This is a genomic window from Pseudodesulfovibrio sp., assembly GCF_028692895.1.
GTDB lineage: Bacteria > Desulfobacterota > Desulfovibrionia > Desulfovibrionales > Desulfovibrionaceae > Pseudodesulfovibrio.
Window position 1 is genome coordinate 1 of sequence record NZ_JAQUWN010000007.1, and the last position, 14,372, is coordinate 14,372.

At 64.7% G+C, this 14,372-nt stretch carries 20 protein-coding genes; 11 read left to right on the forward strand and 9 right to left on the reverse strand.

Going from position 1 to position 14,372, the window contains the following annotated elements; translation table 11 throughout:
* Positions 1 to 654, forward strand: a 654-nt coding sequence (gene sppA, locus PHP91_RS03055) for a signal peptide peptidase SppA (RefSeq protein WP_300136672.1), incomplete at its 5' end; no start/stop codon positions are given.
* A gap of 652 nt (positions 655 to 1,306) precedes the next feature.
* Here sppA and PHP91_RS03060 read toward each other — a convergent pair.
* Positions 1,307 to 1,792 (reverse strand): DUF3124 domain-containing protein, encoded by a 486-nt coding sequence (locus tag PHP91_RS03060; RefSeq protein ID WP_300136675.1) that lies wholly within the window; start codon positions 1,790 to 1,792, stop codon positions 1,307 to 1,309.
* 81 nt (positions 1,793 to 1,873) lie between these two features.
* The gene (locus PHP91_RS03065) at positions 1,874 to 2,668 is read right to left on the reverse strand and encodes a sulfite exporter TauE/SafE family protein (protein ID WP_300136678.1); all 795 of its coding nucleotides are present in this window, start codon (positions 2,666 to 2,668) and stop codon (positions 1,874 to 1,876) included.
* 60 nt (positions 2,669 to 2,728) lie between these two features.
* On the opposite strand from PHP91_RS03065, the gene argJ reads away from it, so the two are divergent.
* Together argJ and PHP91_RS03075 are read left to right on the forward strand one after the other, a co-directional pair.
* The gene (argJ, locus tag PHP91_RS03070; protein ID WP_300136681.1) at positions 2,729 to 3,910 is read left to right on the forward strand and encodes a bifunctional glutamate N-acetyltransferase/amino-acid acetyltransferase ArgJ; all 1,182 of its coding nucleotides are present in this window, start codon (positions 2,729 to 2,731) and stop codon (positions 3,908 to 3,910) included.
* A 110-nt stretch (positions 3,911 to 4,020) separates the two neighbouring features.
* Positions 4,021 to 4,263: a tautomerase family protein gene (locus PHP91_RS03075; protein WP_300136684.1), complete on the forward strand. Its 243-nt coding sequence runs from the start codon at positions 4,021 to 4,023 to the stop codon at positions 4,261 to 4,263.
* Positions 4,264 to 4,324: 61 nt separating this feature from the next.
* Here PHP91_RS03075 and PHP91_RS03080 read toward each other — a convergent pair whose 3' ends face one another.
* The 7 genes from PHP91_RS03080 to PHP91_RS03110 all read right to left on the reverse strand — a co-directional run bounded on the left by PHP91_RS03080 (position 4,325) and on the right by PHP91_RS03110 (position 6,272).
* Positions 4,325 to 4,507, reverse strand: a complete 183-nt coding sequence (locus PHP91_RS03080) for a hypothetical protein (RefSeq protein ID WP_300136686.1) — start codon at positions 4,505 to 4,507, stop codon at positions 4,325 to 4,327.
* Between the two features lie 21 nt (positions 4,508 to 4,528).
* A complete protein-coding gene (locus tag PHP91_RS03085) occupies positions 4,529 to 4,816 on the reverse strand; it encodes a hypothetical protein (RefSeq protein ID WP_300136688.1) in 288 nt (95 codons plus the stop codon).
* A gap of 63 nt (positions 4,817 to 4,879) precedes the next feature.
* Positions 4,880 to 5,104 (reverse strand): hypothetical protein, encoded by a 225-nt coding sequence (locus tag PHP91_RS03090; protein WP_300136691.1) that lies wholly within the window; start codon positions 5,102 to 5,104, stop codon positions 4,880 to 4,882.
* Between the two features lie 25 nt (positions 5,105 to 5,129).
* Entirely contained in the window at positions 5,130 to 5,405 is a 276-nt protein-coding gene (locus tag PHP91_RS03095; protein WP_300136694.1) for a hypothetical protein, read from the reverse strand.
* A 27-nt stretch (positions 5,406 to 5,432) separates the two neighbouring features.
* On the reverse strand, positions 5,433 to 5,720 hold the full coding sequence (locus PHP91_RS03100) for a hypothetical protein (RefSeq protein ID WP_300136697.1): 288 nt from the start codon (positions 5,718 to 5,720) through the stop codon (positions 5,433 to 5,435).
* A gap of 24 nt (positions 5,721 to 5,744) precedes the next feature.
* Positions 5,745 to 6,029, reverse strand: coding sequence for a hypothetical protein (locus PHP91_RS03105; RefSeq protein ID WP_300136699.1), 285 nt, complete (start codon positions 6,027 to 6,029; stop codon positions 5,745 to 5,747).
* 24 nt (positions 6,030 to 6,053) lie between these two features.
* The gene (locus PHP91_RS03110) at positions 6,054 to 6,272 is read right to left on the reverse strand and encodes a hypothetical protein (protein WP_300136702.1); all 219 of its coding nucleotides are present in this window, start codon (positions 6,270 to 6,272) and stop codon (positions 6,054 to 6,056) included.
* A gap of 405 nt (positions 6,273 to 6,677) precedes the next feature.
* Here PHP91_RS03110 and PHP91_RS03115 point away from each other — a divergent pair, with 405 nt between their 5' ends.
* The 8 genes from PHP91_RS03115 to PHP91_RS03150 all read left to right on the forward strand — a co-directional run bounded on the left by PHP91_RS03115 (position 6,678) and on the right by PHP91_RS03150 (position 14,298).
* Positions 6,678 to 7,292, forward strand: coding sequence for an HD domain-containing protein (locus PHP91_RS03115; RefSeq protein ID WP_300136705.1), 615 nt, complete (start codon positions 6,678 to 6,680; stop codon positions 7,290 to 7,292).
* 210 nt (positions 7,293 to 7,502) lie between these two features.
* Positions 7,503 to 8,303: an ABC transporter permease gene (locus PHP91_RS03120; protein ID WP_300136708.1), complete on the forward strand. Its 801-nt coding sequence runs from the start codon at positions 7,503 to 7,505 to the stop codon at positions 8,301 to 8,303.
* A gap of 18 nt (positions 8,304 to 8,321) precedes the next feature.
* The gene (locus tag PHP91_RS03125; protein ID WP_300136711.1) at positions 8,322 to 9,155 is read left to right on the forward strand and encodes an ATP-binding cassette domain-containing protein; all 834 of its coding nucleotides are present in this window, start codon (positions 8,322 to 8,324) and stop codon (positions 9,153 to 9,155) included.
* 18 nt (positions 9,156 to 9,173) lie between these two features.
* Positions 9,174 to 9,617, forward strand: coding sequence for an outer membrane lipid asymmetry maintenance protein MlaD (gene mlaD, locus PHP91_RS03130; protein ID WP_300136714.1), 444 nt, complete (start codon positions 9,174 to 9,176; stop codon positions 9,615 to 9,617).
* A gap of 56 nt (positions 9,618 to 9,673) precedes the next feature.
* Entirely contained in the window at positions 9,674 to 10,291 is a 618-nt protein-coding gene (locus tag PHP91_RS03135) for an ABC transporter substrate-binding protein (protein ID WP_300136718.1), read from the forward strand.
* Positions 10,292 to 10,300: 9 nt separating this feature from the next.
* A complete protein-coding gene (locus tag PHP91_RS03140) occupies positions 10,301 to 11,122 on the forward strand; it encodes a VacJ family lipoprotein (RefSeq protein ID WP_300136847.1) in 822 nt (273 codons plus the stop codon).
* Positions 11,123 to 11,147: 25 nt separating this feature from the next.
* Positions 11,148 to 11,621 carry a metallophosphoesterase family protein gene (locus tag PHP91_RS03145; RefSeq protein ID WP_300136721.1) on the forward strand — a complete coding sequence of 158 codons (474 nt, stop codon included), beginning with the start codon at positions 11,148 to 11,150 and terminating at the stop codon, positions 11,619 to 11,621.
* A gap of 160 nt (positions 11,622 to 11,781) precedes the next feature.
* Complete coding sequence (locus tag PHP91_RS03150) at positions 11,782 to 14,298, forward strand: LuxR C-terminal-related transcriptional regulator (protein ID WP_300136724.1); 2,517 nt, start codon at positions 11,782 to 11,784, stop codon at positions 14,296 to 14,298.
* Positions 14,299 to 14,372 lie beyond the last annotated feature (74 nt).

Consider the following 14,372-nt stretch of genomic DNA (forward strand, 5'->3'; position numbering starts at 1 on the left):
GGCGTCCTCCTGCGCGTCAACTCGCCCGGCGGAGCCATCGCCCCCTCACAGGAAATCTACGCCGCCGTCGCCGCGCTCGACAAAGTCAAACCCGTCGTCGCCTCCTACGGCTCCGTCGCCGCCAGCGGCGGCTACTACGCCTCGGTCCCGGCCCGCGTCATCGTCGCCAACCCCGGCTCCCTCACCGCTTCCATCGGCGTGGTCGCCGAATTCGTCACCGTGGCCGACGCTCTGGAAAAACTCGGCGTCAAACCCGAAGTCCTCGCCACCGGGCGCTACAAAGGCGCAGGCACCCCCCTGCGCAACCTTACCTCCGAACAGCGGGAACAACTCCTCGGCCTCATGCAGGACATGCACGAGCAGTTCGTCTCCGACGTCGCCAAGGCCCGCTCCCTCAAGCGCGATCGCGTCGCCGCCATCGCCGACGGACGCGCCGTCTCCGGCCGACAGGCCCTCGCACTCGGGCTCGTCGATATGCTCGGCGGCCGCCGCCAGGCCTTCGACAAGCTCAAGGAACTCTGCAATATCACAGGCAAAGTAGCCCTCCTTGAAGGACCCGTCAAAGAACAAACAGTTCTCCAGCAAATCCTCGGCTCCATCCACATCGACCTCAGCGCCGCCACCCCCGAAGGGTGGAAGCTCTACTACAAATAGCCGACCGGCAGGGGGAAGAATGCCTCCGGCGGCCCTCCGGGGGCCCCTTCGGGGAGACCAGGGCGCTGCCCTGGACCCGCCAAAGGCGAGCCTTTGGAATCCACTCTCCGCTTTCGCGGGGCCATAGCCTGCTCAAGCGACTCATGTCCGCGGGGACGGACTGCCCGCTCGCCCCGCCGTGCCGGTTAACGGCTGGGGCCGAAGGGGACGGGTGGAGGTATGTGCCGCTTACCGGGACACCGCCCGCCGCCCCCTTCGGCCCCAGCCGGGGTGTTTTTTGAAGACAAAGAAAAGGCCATTCTTCAAATTAAGAACTTTGCCTCTCTCAATGTCTCAGACGCCGTAATGGCATGACCTGCAAATTTGCTCCGAGCGGTTCACACGGCGTGGGCTAGTGTCCGTGAAGATTCGACAGGCCCCTTTCCGTCCCGTCAGGGCGGAAAGGGGCCTGTCGAGTCTTCGCGGACGTCGCTTGGCCGCCGCCAGCCGATCTCCCCGCCAACCAACTCCCAAACCCCCGCGCTACTCGCCCGCGCAGCGGAGAGTGGGGTGCAGGGGCTTTGTCCCTGCCGGGTCCAGGGCAGCGCCCTGGCCTCCCCGGAGGGGCCGCCGGAGGCATTCCCCTGCCTGCCTGGCTGTCGCTTGGCCTGGCCTAGTGTTCTTCGATGACGACGCCGTCGCAGACGAAGGAGATGCCCTGGGTGGAGGCGGTGCCGATCATGACGGACTGGATGACCGGGGCGGTGACGGGTCGGGTGGCGGCCCATTTGACGGTGAAGTTGGCGCCGGAGCCGCCCTGCTGGTCGCGTTCGGGAAGGTGGACCTCGTAGGTGCCCATGGGCCCGATGGTGACTGGTTTGGCGAGGTATTCCTTCATCATTTTGCCGTGGTCGTCGTAGTATTTGATGGAGGTGATGGCGATGGAGCCCGTGTGGTCGACGTTGCGGATGGAGAGCAGTGCGGAGAGGTTGTAGGGTCGGCTTTTGATGCCCTGGTAGACGTGGGAGTAGACGGGCACGTAGACTTCCTGTCCGGTGGCGTGCCTCAGTGCGCGGCCGGCCAGGGCGGGGGTGGCGAGCAGGGCGCAGAGCGCCAGGCTCAGAAGGAAAAGGGTCGGTTTTTTGCAGCGGGCGGGCATGGTGGCGCTCCTTGGGATGGGGGTTGGGCTGTTTAGTTTATGCCTGCAAGCGGTGCGGAAGGCAAGATGGGGGAGTGCAAATCAGGCGAGGACGGAGCGGGCCACGAGTCCTGCGCCGAGGAGGATGAGCAGGACCATGACGACCTGCCTGAAGACGGGTTCGGGCAGGAGCCGCCGGACGCGGCCGCCGAGCCAGATGCCGAGGCCCACGGGGACGACGCCCGCGGCGGAGACGAGCATGGCGTTGGTGGAGAGCAGGCCGAGTTTGCCGAGGCCGAGGAGCATGATGATGCTGGCGACGGTGAAGGAGGTGTTGATGGCCTGGACGAGTTCGTCCTTGGTGATGTCGAGGGAGATGAGGTAGGGGAGGATCGGCATGATCTGGGAACCGGTGAGGCCGTTGACCAGGCCGGTGGAGAGGCCCACGGCGGTGGCGGTGAGTGGGGTGTGCTTGAGGTGGAGGTTGCCGCCCCAGAGGCCCCAGGAGGCGTAGAGGACCATGGCGACGCCGAGGACGGTGCGGGGCAGGGCGCTGGTGCTGGAGCCCAGGAGCCAAAGCCCGGCGCACAGGCCGGGCACGGCGGCGGCGTACATGAGCCAGAACCGTTTCCAGACCCGGCCGAAGCCGCCCGCGTCGACCATGACCATGCTGTTGGCGAGCAGGGACGGGATGATGACCAGGGGGATGGCGAGGCGCATGTCCAGGTAGGCGGCCATGACGCCGAGGCAGGTGGTGGCGAATCCGAGCCCGGCCGTGCCTTTGAGGAACGCGGCGAAGAAGAAGGTGGCGAGGATGCAGGCGATGATGAACGGGTCCATGGCCTTTTGGTGGTACGCCCGGGCGGCGGCGGGCACAAGGGGTTTTCTGCTTTTCATCGGCCGGGCTCTGCGCTACAGGATGTGCTCCCGGCAACACGACATCATTCGGAGACAGACATGAACGTACCCAAGGGATTCCGGTTCGCCGCCGCCGCGGCCAGTTTCAAGAAGCCCGGCAAGCTCGACCTGGGGGCCATCGTCAGCGACGCCCCGGCCGTGGCCGCCGGCGTGTTCACCACCAACAAGTTCAAGGCCGCGCCCGTGCTCCAGTGCCGGGAGATGCTGGCCGAGGGGCGAAGGATGTCCGGTTTTCTGGCCAATTCCGGCCAGGCCAACGCCTGCACGGGCGAGACGGGCCGGGCCAACTGCCGCGCGGCCCTGGAGCTGGCGGGTAAGGCGCTGGGCGTCCCGGCCGAGGGGCTCTTGCCCGCGTCCACGGGCGTGATCGGCGCGCAGTTCGACATGTCGAAGTGGGAGGCGGCGATGCCCGCCCTGGCCGAGTCGCTGAAGACGGGCGCGCCCGAGGATTTCGCCCGGGCGATCATGACCACGGACACGGTGCACAAGATCGCCGAGGCGTCCTTCGAGCTCGGGGGCGGCGAGGTGCGCGTGCTCGGCATGTGCAAGGGCGCGGGCATGATCTCGCCCAAGATGGCGACGATGCTTTCGTTCGTCATCTGCGACGCGGACATTTCGGCCGAGGCGTGGCGGACCATGCTGGCCGACTGCGTGAATCTTTCCATCAACCGGGTGACGGTGGACGGCGACATGTCCACCAACGACTGCGTGCTGGCCCTGGCCAACGGCGCGTCGGGCGTGGCCATCGAGAGCGAGGACGACTACGTCCTGTTGCGCAAGCACCTGCTCGCGGTGCTGGAGGACCTGGCCTACAAGATCGTCATGGACGCCGAGGGCGGGACCAAGGTGGCCTTCATCGAGGTTTCGGGCGCGAAGGACGATGCGGACGCCGAGAAGGTGGCGCGGGCGGTGGGCAATTCGCCGCTGGTCAAGACGGCGCTTTTCGGGTCCGACCCCAACTGGGGGCGGATCGTCTGCGCGGCGGGCTATTCAGGCGCGGACTTCAAGGCGGACGACCTGGTGCTCAAGATCGGCGGCGTGCTGGTATTCCGAAACGGCACGCCGGAGCCGGGCGACATGGACGACCTGCTGGGGCCGATCATGAAGGAGCGGGACATCGTCATCCACATCGCGGTGGGCGACGGACCGGGCTCTTCCCTGCTGCTGGCGAGCGACCTGACGCGGGAGTATGTGTCCATCAACGCGGACTACCGTTCCTAGCGAACGGTTGAAAAACGGCGATCTGCGGCGTTGCTGCAAAAAAGCGAACCCTCGCGTACGGGGAGTACGCTTCGGCCTCGCTTTTTTTCGCGCCTTGCATCTCACCATTTTTGAACCGTTCGTTTATCGGAAATGACAAGAGAGAGGAGGACGCCGTGCCCATCCTGCGCGTGGAGACCTGGGCCGGGCTGCCGGTCGAAAAGAAGAAGGATTTCGTGGAGACCCTGACCCGCGAGACGGTGCGCATCCTGGGCTGCCCGCCCGAGGCCGTGACCGTTGTCATCGACGAGGTCCCCAAGGAAAACTGGGGCGCGGCCGGGCAGCTCTGCACCGAGCGTTTCCCGGACAGATAGCGAAAGAAAGCCCGCCGAATCGGCGGGCTTTTTCATGGCGCGTATCAAAGCCGGACAGTCGTCACTTGCCGAGAGCCGTTATGTCCTGCTTGAGGCGGTCCATGAGCTCGGCCAACTCGTTGTCGGCGGGCGGGGAGGCCGGGTCCGCGCCCGAGGTGACGCCGGGCGGGACGCTCAGGCCGAAGCCCACGCCGCCCGCCAACTGGTCCAGCACTTCGTCCGGGAGCTTCCTTTTTTCCTGCATGGTCGCCTCCGTGGCTCCCGGCTAGACGGACTCGCCGAACATTTCCATGAATGCGGACTCGATGCTGACCGTGCCGCCATGGGCCTGGGCCTGCTTGAAGGCGCTGTCCATGTCGCCGAGGGTTTTGGGGTTCTTGTCCAGGAAGCCCTTCATCTCGTCGGTGAACTGGATGGTGTACGAGTCGCCGCCCGCGTCGAAGGTCATGCCGGAGGAGCTGATGCCGGTATAGGTGGCGGGCATACCGCGATAGGAGAGGGTGCCGCCGGAAACCATGTCCAGGAGTTCGTCGGGAATTTGCATCTTGGCCATTTTTCGCATCCTTTTGTCGGTTGTCGGGTTGGACGGGCCGCCGTGGCCGCCCGTTTGGGGGCGCTATGCGACGTAGTCTTCCAGTCGGTAGGTATCAAGGGCGCCCGCGTGTTTGTCCATTATTTCAAACAGGGCGTCGCGCAGTCCGCTTGGGGAAGAGACCGCCTTGGTGCGGACTTCCTTGTCTCCTTTCAGCGAGAGGTTGTGGCCGTCGAACAGGGTGATGGTGAGGCCGTCGTTGTCCATGGCCAGTTTGGTGGCGTCGGGGAGCTGCGCTTTCGTGCCCATGGGTTTCCTCCGGTGTGGGCTGGGCTCAGATCTTCGTGTACTGGCCGGGGTCTGCCTGGGCGTAGATGTTGTCGTCGGTCACGCTCCTGGTGAACAGGGTCTGGAAGAACTTGGGATCGGACTGGAACATGGCCCGGTCCTGGGCCGAGTGGCCGCGGAAGTACTTGTCGCCGCTGTCCAGGGTCAGGGTTACGCCGGAATCGTCGACGTCGGCGCCGATCACCTTGTGGGCGCCGAAGGTCATGAGGCCGCCGGAGATGGCGTCGAGCATGTCGTCGGGGATTGCCGTTTTCTTGGTCATGGGGAACTCCTTGTTCGTTTCGTCCGGTTAGTCGTCCATGGGGCATGGGTTGCCCGCGTATTCCTCCAGCCGGTATTCCTTGTTTCTGTCGAACATCGCCGCCGCCGCTTTCTCCTTGTCCACGCCGAAGATGCCGAGGAATTCGTTGTGGCCCTTTTCGCTCCAGGGGAACAGCATCCTGCCCTGCGCCGTTTCGGCTTCGATCCCGATCAGGCTGATCTTGTTTATCCGGCGGACTTCCGTTCCCTGGTAGGTGAAGACGCCGCCGGAAAGGGCGTCCAGCACGTCGTCGGGCAGCGCCATCTTCTTGGTCATTGAAAACTCCTTGTTTTCGTACGGTTAGTCGTCCACGAAGCCGGGAATGCCCGCGAATTCCTCCAGCCGGTATTCCTTGTGCTGCACCAGCGCCGCCACCATCGCTTCTTTTTCATTTATGCCGCCAAGGGTGCTGAATTCACGGTACGCCTTGTCGCTCCAGGGAAAGAACATCCTGCCCTGCGCCGTTTCAGCCTCGATGCCGCGCCGGCTGATCCGGTGGACCTGGGTGATTTCTCCCTGGTAGGTGAAGACGCCGCCGGAAAGGGCGTCCAGCAGTTCGTCGGGAAGCGGAATTTTGTCGCTCATGGTTCTCTCCTGCCGAGTCCGGGGCTATATCTTTTCATAGTTCCACACATCGACGAGGTGGAAGTGTTCGTTGTCGTTGACCATATTGTCGAAGAAGGCCTTGAAGGCCTTCGGGTCGGTTTTGTATATGGCCCGCCATGCGTCGTCATGGGGTTTGAAGTAGCGCTCGCCCGTCTCCAGCGTCAGGGTATAGCCCCTTTCGTCCACCAGGCATTCCGTCACCCTGTCGGCGATGAACAGCATGCGGCCTCCGGAGATGATGTCCAGCATTTCATCGGATAATTCGAATGGTTGCGCCATGCATTTCTCCCGTTCACGGGTTGGTTTCACAGACTCTGTGCGCAAGGATGGCTCCGGTTGGCAAAAAGGTTCACGCGCGGACGCGATTTTGCTTCGAGGGCCCTGCCATGCGGGCCGGGGTATTCGCCATGCCTTTGCAAACACTCGTAAGCCATGCGGGAGACTTGTGTCCAACATATTATAATCGGGAGGATAAATCGTCGCATAAGCGGCGCGGGACGCCGGGTTTGGCCGCTGTTTCATGTGGAGGCCCCGGCGCGCTCGCCAACCGGGTCGGTTTGCTGTAAGGTGCGCGCCACGGCAAGAACGCGGGCCCGGGCCCGCACACAATACCTTGGAGCGGAAGAGATGGCGGAGACCGACGGGCGCGACAGGCTGACCAGGATAGTGGATTTCCTCAACGAGTGCGGAATGCTGCGCAAGACGCCGCGCACCGGCTACCAGTTTCTCGGCTCCGGGAGCGAGGACGTGGCCCAGCACTCCTTCCGCACGGCGGTCATCGGCCACGTGCTGGCGCTCATGGCCGGTGCGGACGTGGCCCGCACCACCTACATGTGCCTCTTCCACGACCTGCACGAGGCGCGCACCGGCGATTTCAACTACGTCAACCGCATCTACAACAAGTCCACCCGCACCCAGGCCCTGGAGCACGCCACCAGGGGGACCGGCCTGGAGGAGGACGTGCTCGGCTACTGGAAGGAGCTGGAGGAGACCGAGACCCTGGAGGCGAAGCTGGCCCAGGACGCGGACCAGATCGACTTCATCCTCAACCTCAAGGAGGAGTGGGACCAGGGCAACCGGTATGCGGGCGACTGGCTGGAGATGGCCGTGCAGCGGGTGCGCACGGAGTGGGGCCGCAAGCTGGCCGAGACCGTGGCCAGGACAGACCACAAGGAGTGGTGGTTTCTTGGCCCGGACAGGGACTGGTGGACCCGCAAGAACGGCAAGCCCAAGTCGGAGTAGGCCCGGCGCACAGAAGAAAATAATTAGCTGACCCGATTTCATCGGGCAATGCCCTTGCCGTTTGTCGCCGGATTGGGTACACAACATAGAATTATAGTAGGTTGTAAGCGTCGAGACGTCGGGCAAGTGCGGTGGTCCCGGCGAGGAGGCGGGAGTGCATTTCGGGATATCCGCCCCTTTTTTGCAGGGGCGGAAGAGGTGGGACCGTTCATGGCCGAAAAGGCGCAAAGCGCAGTTGTTTCCCCGGCGGGGCTCGTGATCGGCAGGACTCTGGACGAACTCGGCAACCTGTTCCTGTTCTTCCTGGAGTCCGTGGCCCTGATATTCGCGGGCTGGGGCCAGTTGGCCAAGACCGTGCGCCAGATCTATTTCATCGGCGTCCAGTCCGTGAGCGTCATCGCGCTCATCGGCCTGTTCACCGGCATGGTCATGGGCATGCAGCTCTACTACGCCCTGTCCACCTTCGGGGCCGACGGCTTCCTGGGCACGGGCGTGGCCCTGTCCATGGTGCGCGAGCTCGCGCCGGTCCTTTCCGCCATCATGCTCACGGGCCGCGCCGGTTCGGCCATGACCGCCGAGATCGGCGTCATGCGCATCTCCGAGCAGATCGACGCCCTGACCATCATGGACATCAACCCCAAGCGCTACCTGGTGGCGCCCAAGATGGCCGCCTGCCTGCTTTCATTCCCCATCCTGACCACCTTCTTCAACCTCATAGCCATGTGGGGCGGCTGGCTCACCGGCGTCAAGCTGCTGGGCGCCAACGAGGGCGTGTACTGGGCGCGGGTGCAGGACGCCCTGGACTGGGGGGACATCGAGGGCGGCCTGATCAAGGCCGTGGTCTTCGGCGTCCTGGTCTGCACCATCTGCTGTTACGAAGGGTACTTCACGCACATCCGCTCCGGCCACGCCGGGCCCGAGGGCGTGAGCCAGTCCACCACCAGCGCGGTGGTCAAATCCTGCGTGGTCATCCTTGCGGCCGACTACGTGCTCACCTCGCTGCTCTGGTAGGGACTGCGCGATATGGTAATGAGCAAGGCCCCGAGCATCCGGCTGGAGAACCTCGCCGTGGGATACGGCGGCAAGGCCGTGGTCGGCGGGCTGAACCTGGAGTTTCCCGGCGGCAGGCTGACCATGGTGGTCGGCGGTTCGGGCTCGGGCAAGTCCACGCTGCTCAAGCACATCCTCCAGCTCCAGCCCGCCATCGAGGGCAAGATATTTTTCGGCGGCCACGACATGTGCTCCCTGTCCCGCAACCAGATGCACTGCATCCGCCAGCGCATGGGCGTCCTCTTCCAGGACGGCGCGCTGCTCGGGTCGCTGAGGCTCAAAGACAACATCGCCCTGCCGCTTCGGGAGCACACCCGGCTCAAGGAGGCGGAGATCATGGATATCGTGGCCGACCGGCTGGAGCTGGTGGGGCTCGGCCACGCGCTGGAGCTTTTCCCCAACGAGCTGTCGGGCGGGATGCGCAAGCGCGCCGGGCTGGCGCGGGCCCTGGTCATGGACCCGCAGGTCCTGTTCTGCGACGAGCCCACCTCGGGCCTGGACCCGGTCATGTCCGCCGAGCTGGACCAGTTGCTGCTGGAGATGATGCGCCATTTCGACATGACCATGGTCGTGGTCACCCACGACCTGGCGAGCATGCGCGCCCTGGCCGATCACGTCGTGGTCCTCGGGGACGGGCGGTGCCTGTTCCAGGGAAACCTTGAGGAGCTGGAGCGCACCGGCGATCCGTACCTGCGCAACTTCCTGGACCGCACCGCCGAAGGGCGTGACGCGCCCAGGCTGACCCGCCCCCCCCTCGGGCAGGACCGGGGCGTCATGAAGCGCAACTGCGACAAAATACTGGGTGAATCATAACGTCCGGAAGGGTAAGCGATGAAGTTCAAGAAAGAAACGGCGGTAGGCCTCTTCGTCCTGGTGGGCCTGGTGGCCGTGGCCTACATGAGCATCAAGCTCGGCAACGTCCAACTGTTCACGGACAAGTATTATACGGTCAAGGCCAACTTTTCCGACATCTCCGGGCTCAAGGTCAACGCCCCGGTCCAGATGTTCGGCGTCAAGATAGGGTTTGTGGAGGCCATCTCGCTCAACCAGGACAAGGGCGTGGCCTGCGTGCGGATGCTCATCGACAAGGAGGTCAAGCTGGCGGACGACGCCATCGTATCGGTCAAGACCAACGGCCTGATCGGCGACAAGTACCTCAAGATCGCGCCCGGCGGGCTGGGCGACCCGGTCAAGGACGGGGACACGCTGTTTGACACCAACCCGGCTATCGACTTAGAAGACCTAATCAGTAAATTTGCCTTCGGCAAGGTCTAGAGACTCTAGGGTCCATGAGGGAGACGATGCTTAACAAAAAGACATTTGCGGCGTTCGTGCTCATCTGTGCGTGCCTGGTCGGCTCGGCTGCTGCCGCAGGGCAGACCCCCACCGAGCGGGTCAAGGAAGGCGCGGACAAGATCATCAAGATACTTTCCGAGCCCGCGATCGGGGACACAGCCCAACACGACGCCGCGATCAAGGAGCTGCGGACGGTCGCCGAGCAGTACATCGACTTCCGCCTGACCACCATGTACGCGGTGGGCAAGCCCTGGCTCAAAATGTCCAAGGACCTGCAGGACCGGATCACCGAGGCCTTCATCCAGCTCATGGAGCGCACCTACCTCAAGCGGATTCCCGCCTACAACGGGCAGGGGGTGCAGTACCTCAAGGAGGAGATCGACGGCAAGAAAGCCAAGGTCGTTTCGGAAATAAATGACAAGGATAAGAAATTAGTAGTTGAATTTCGATTGAGAATGGTACAAGAAGTATGGATGATATACGATGTGGTCGCCGAAGGTGTGAGCCTGGTGGCCAATTATCGCAGTCAGTTTTCCCAGGTGCTGGCCGACGGAACCGGCGAGGAGCTGCTTGATTTGATCCAGAAGCGGATAAAGCAACTGGACGAACAGGGCGACGGCGGCGACGACAACGCCACGTGCTCTAAAGGATAGTTGAAGAAAATGAATCTCCGGCTGGTGATCGCTTTTGTCCTGACCGCGCTCCTCCTCGTGGGGGCGGGGTCCGCCTTAGCCGCCGACGCCAACCGGGGTGACAAGATCGTCGTCTCCCAGCTCACGGACATGAAGGGCGCGGGCGCGGCCACCGACTCCTCGGACTACGCCGACTTCAACGACGATGAATACGCCGACACCAAGACCCTGATCAACGATCCCCTGGTGGTTTGGAACAAATTCTGGTTCTACTTCAACGACGCCATGTTCCACGGCGTGCTCAAGCCCGTGGCCACCGGCTACGCCTGGGCCGTGCCGGCCAAGCCCCGCCAGTGGGTGCGCAACTTCTTCGTCAACATGCTCTTCCCGGTCCGCTTCGTGAACGACATCCTCCAGGGCAAGTTCGACGCGGCCTACATGGAATTCTCCAAGTTCATCGCCAACACCAGCTTCGGCCTGCTCGGCTTCGTGGACGTCACGGCGGACAAGAAGAAGCTCTGGCTTCCCGAGCGCCCCACGGCCGACGGCTTCGGCCAGACGCTGGGCAAGGCGCAGGTCGGCCACGGCGTCTACCTGGTCTGGCCCTTCCTCGGCCCCAGCTCCGTGCGCGAGACCGTGGGCTGGGTGGGCGACTATTTCCTCGACCCGCTCTCCTACTGCGACCTCACGCTGCTGGAGATGGCGGGCATCAAGGCCTACAAGAACGTGAACAACATCTCGCTGGAGCTCCAGACCAACGAGTACGAGGCCATCACCAGCGGCGCCATCGACAAGTACGCCGCTGTGCGCGACGCCTACATCCGCTTCCGGGCCAAGAAGGTCCAGGAGTAGCCCCGGCCCGCCAGGGCCTTTCCCCATGCTGATCGCCGTCATTTCGGACTCCCACATGGCCCGCCCCGAGGCCTGGCTCGACCGCGTCTACGCCAAGTGGCTCGCGCCCGCCGACCACCTCGTCCACTGCGGCGACATCACCTCGCCCGCCACCTGGTCCTATTTTCTTCAGCACCCGAGCTTCCACTGCGTCCGCGGCAACTGCGACCACGACCTCCAACTGGTGGACGAGCTCGAACCCATGCTCACCGCCGCCCTCGGCCCGCTGACCGTGGGCGTCACCCACGGCTGGGGCCCCCGCTCCCAAGTCGGGCTGGCCGCGGCCCGCGCCTTCGGTCCCGGCTGCGACCTGGTCTGCTACGGCCACACCCACATCCGCGACTGGTCCGTGCTCGACGGCGTCCGGGTCTGCAACCCCGGCTCCCTCGGCGAAGGCTCGCTCGCCCACATCAAGGTGGACGAGCAGGGCGGCATGGCCTGCCGCTTCATAGACATCTAGCCCGCACTCGTTCGGGGCCGCCTTCCCGCGGCCCTTGTTCTCCGATAGCGGGGCAGGGCCGAACGCTCGCCGGCATTTACGACGGAAAGATGACTTTTGGGGTGGGGAATTCCTTAAGACGCGCTCAACCTGCTTTACATTCGGTCGTTGTTGAGGTGAAATGCGTTATATGCTCAACGCCTCCGCTCCGGTGGACACCTCCACTCTGCACCATGGCCGGCGACTCATGCAGGCACTCGCCGTCATCTACTCCAGGCCGATCACCTTCGTGCACGCCCCCATGGGGTACGGCAAGACCGTGGCCGTGCGGGAATACCTTGGGAAACGGGCGGCCCGGACCATCTGGACGACAGTGCTGACCCCGGCCCAGAGCGCGTTCTGGGGGGATTTCTGCCGGATGCTGCGCCGCAGCCTGCCCGAGGCGTCGGGAGTGGCGGACGCCCTGGAAGAGCTCGGCTATCCCACCGATCCCGTCAAGCTTGACGCGGCCCGGGGCATGATCGCGCGGGTGGATTTTCCCCCCGACACCGTGCTGGTCTTCGACGACGTGCACTTGCTGCCGGAGTCGGCCTCCGGGGGGCTGGTCGCGCTCTGCCTGCTCCTGGCCAGGCAGGGCGGGTGCCCGCCCATCGTCCTCATCTCACGCCACGCGCCGGGCCAGGACCTGGCCGAGCCTCTGCTCAAGGGCGTGGTCACGGAGGTCGAGCCCTCGCTCTTCGCCCTGAACCGGGAGGAGATCCGCGCCTACTACGCCGGTTGCGGCATCTCCCTGGATGAACAGGACGCCGCGCGCCTGCTCAAGGCCACCGGCGGCTGGATCAGCGCGCTCTACCTTTACCTGCTGCACTATGTCCGCCACGGGAACCTGGCCGAGCCCACGGAGCCGCACACCCTGCTGGCCAACCAGATTTTCGACCGGCTTCCGGAGGAGACGCGGCTGCTCCTCCTGCTTCTTTCGCCCCACGAGAGTTTTCCCGTGGCCCTGGCCCGGCTTTTTTCAGACCGGGCCGAGGCCATCCTCGCGGAGCTGCTGCGCCGCAACGCCTTCATCGCCTTCGATCCGGTCACGTCGAGCTACACCCTGCACGCGCTGTTCCGGGAGTTCCTGAGGAAGCGGTTCGGCGATCTGCCCATGGAGCAGCGTCGAGACGCCTACATGCGCAGCGCCGAATGGCTGATCCGGCGTGACGAGGTCAGCCGGGCCGTCAAGCTGCTGGCCGAGGTGGACGACTGCGCCAGCATGCTCGACCTCCTGAACACGGTGGCCGAGCGCATGCGCATCACCGAAGGCAGCGGCCTGCGCCTCGCCCTGTTCCGCTCCTGCCCGCCAGAGCTGCTGGAGCAGTACCCCGGCGTGATGTTCCGCTATGCCATGGCCGCGCTGAGCGGCAAGGATTTCCCCACCTTCACGACCCAGCTCGCCCGCCTGGAAGGCTACTGCTCCTCCCTGCCCGAGGACGACGTGGCGGCCAACAACTGGCGGGGGGAGCTGGAGCTCCTGCGCGCCTTCACGCGGTACAACGACATCGTGGGCATGTCGGAGTGCCATCGGCGCGCTGCGGTGTATTTCGAGCGGGCGGGCGCCGAGGGCAGCCGCTTTTTCGGCCATGACCCGTGGACCCTGGGGTCGCCGTCGGTGCTGTACATGTTCTACCGCGAGAGCGGGACCCTGGCCGAGACGCTCCAGCAGATGCGCGCCTGCCTGCCGCACTACACCCGGCTGACCGGGATGCATGGGGCCGGCGCCGAGGACGTCATGCTGGGCGAGGCGCTGTTCTATGCCGGAAAGTTCGAGGCGGCGGCCGTTGCCGGGCACCGGGCCCTGTCCACGGCGAGGGAGTATGACCAGGTCGGCATCGAGATCTGCGCCCTGTTCCTGCTCGCCCTGCTGGAACTGGTGCAAGGCGATTTCGGCAAGGCCATGGACCGGCTGCGCGCCATGCGCGAGCGGATCGAGGAGAAGCGGGCCTTTTCCCTGCTCCAGACCGTTGACCTGTGCTCCGGGTTCCTGCACGCCTTTCTCCACCGGTCCGAGGGCATCCCGCCCTGGCTGGCCCAGGGCGGGGACGAGAAGTTCTACGCCTTTGCGGGCGGCTGCTCCTACATCGTGCTCGGCTACTCCCTGCTGCACGCCGGGGAATACGCCGAGCTGGTTGGCCGCATCAGCCAGCAGTTGGAAAAAGGAATCTTCGCCCGGAACCTCATGTTCTCCATCTACGGCCACCTGCTCGTCGCGGCGGGCGACACCGGCCTGGGCCTGCTGGGCAAGGCGGACACCGCCCTGCTGGCCGCCCTGGACCTCGCCCTGCCGGACGACATCCTCATGCCCTTCGCGGTTCACGCCTCCTTCCTGCCGCAGCTCAAGCCCCTCAAGGACGATCCGACCTATGGCCCCGGCGTTACACGCATCCTGCAACTGTCGGCCATCTTGGAAAAGGCGCGCAACGGCATCGTCTCGCGCTGCTTCCCGGAGGCGACCCGGCCCCTGACCCCGCGCGAGCGCGAGCTGGTCCGGCTGGCCCTGGCGGGCATGACCTACAAGAAGATCGGCTCGGCGACCGGCCTGGCGCCCAATTCGGTCAAACGCTACTTCGCCGCCCTTTACAAGAAGCTCGGCATCAGCAACCGCGAGCAGTTGAAGCAGTATTTTCACGCCGAGGACGCGGGCGGCCGCTGAGGGGCCGCCGGTCCTCCTTCGCGGACAGACCGTCCGACCGGTCCCCGCCGCCCTTCCTTCCATGACGTTCCCTC